The 1,992-nt window shown below is 42.0% G+C and carries 2 protein-coding genes; both read left to right on the top strand.

Annotated elements, in window-relative coordinates:
* The coding region (locus ACS8FD_RS13350) for a chemotaxis protein CheW (protein ID WP_439276242.1) at window positions 1-368 on the top strand (368 nt) is incomplete at its 5' end.
* A 232-nt stretch (window positions 369-600) separates the two neighbouring features.
* The coding region (locus tag ACS8FD_RS13345; RefSeq protein ID WP_459252121.1) for a methyl-accepting chemotaxis protein at window positions 601-1,992 on the top strand (1,392 nt) is incomplete at its 3' end.

Here is a 1,992-nt window from a genome sequence, read left to right as displayed (position 1 = left end):
TAGCTATGCCTGAATATACCAGTATGCCATTAGTAAAGCCTTGGATGCTTGGCATTGCCAACGTCCGAGGACGCCTGCTACCAATCACTGACTTGGCGCAATTCTTGCAAATTCCTAGTCAGCAGCAGAGAAGCCATCGTAAGGTAATAGTTATCGATCATAGCTCAGTGTTTTCAGGTTTATTGGTTGATAGAGTCATTGGTATCGAACAGTTTACTCGTGATCAATATCGCGCTGAAGCCATTGATAGTGACTCGCCATTTGCAGCTTATAACCATGGCAAGTTCTCCAAAGATAGTCAAGACTGGTATATTTTTATGCCGAGTATGCTAGCACGAGATTTAGACTATATTGATGCTGCGATATAAATCAGTATTTGTAGGTAATCGTAACCACTCAATATCTGCCACTAAGTTTGTAGAACTTAGGCAAGAGCATAAAAGTTATAAAGACTGACATTAAAGATGATATGTCAGCATTACAAAAGATTTTATTAATAGAAATTTTGCCAATGATCGCTAGAAACTATCATTGGACGATGATCATTAACAACGTCAGTCACGATATGACTTAAACGACTGTTTGAAAGGAACGAGCGCAATGAGTGATGTTATAGAAAACCTTACGACTGGTAGCAATCAACAAACATCAGGCCCTAACAATAATATATGGAAGATTCTATTAGGGATTTTCACCTTAGCAAGTGTGGCTTGTTTGATTCTGCTTATTAATACGCTATCGACAGTAAGTAACTACTTAAGTAACGTCAATCAGTTAGAAGTCAGTGCAGCTAACATTGTAAAAAACGTTAATGATGCCACTTTTTCGCGTGACGCTGATGTAAGCGCTAATGCTTATGACGCCTTACAAAATAATGTGCAACGTTATCAAGTAGCATTAATCTCAGCTCAACAAAACGCCACTGATCATAGAGCGGTCTTTGGTGAGCTTAAGACCGAATGGCAAGCCAATAAAGAGAAGATTGATTACGTCCTCAATCATCGCAACGATGTCAATGCACTACAAGACATAAAAGATAACGTCGCTACGGCTACTAAACAGATGCAAAGCGACTATAGTCAAGTTATAGAACAGGCGGTCGCAGCCAACATACCTGTTGCAGCCATCAGTGATATGCAGACTCAGAGCTTACGCGCTGAGCGTTTGCATACTGAGATGGATAAGCTGACTCGTAGTATTGATGGTACGCCAGCAGAATTTGCAGAGCAAGCAGAACTATTTGCTCAAACGTTAGACGTACAACAGCAAAACTATGGTGAGTCGTTACCCGCCTTACAAAGTATATCTGAAACCTTTAATACTGCTGTTGCCCCTGTGGTACAAGAGCTTGCTTCATTAAATAGTCCTGCTATCGAGTCTCGCGAGAACGCGCGTGCTCTAGGCGAGCTTGCTACTAATACTCAAGCACAGTTGGCTAGTATAGATCGTGATATCTTGACACGTACTGGTGTGATGTGGCCTGCGCTTATATTCTTACTAGGTTTGCTTGGTGTTATATACGCGCTCTCCCAACTATTAAAACAACAAGGTGGTACTGAGCGAGTATTGATTGAAAAAGAAACCCTACGTCGTCGGCAAGAAGCAGAAACTGAATCTGAGCGTGCACGCCAAATTCAAGAAGAAAACGAACGTAACCAGATGGCTATTTTACGTTTGCTTGATGAGCTAGGTGACTTAGCGGAAGGTGATTTGACTGTTGATGCAACGGTGTCTGAAGATTTTACTGGTGCGATTGCTGACTCAGTAAACTTCGCCATTGACCAATTGCGTCAGCTGGTATTGGTTATTAACAGCACCGCTGAAAAAGTCTCTCAATCTTCTGAACAGACCCAGATGAATGCCGTTGAACTTGCCGAAGCTTCTGAGCATCAGGCGCAAGAGATTGCTAGTGTCTCTGCTGCGATTAATGAGATGGCAATATCGATTGATCAAGTATCAACCAATGCGACCGAATCTGCATCAGTTGCACAG

Source organism: Psychrobacter sp. 1U2 (assembly GCF_051847575.1).
Note: the sequence above shows the minus strand (reverse complement) of the source record. Positions and strands in the feature narration are given on the sequence as shown.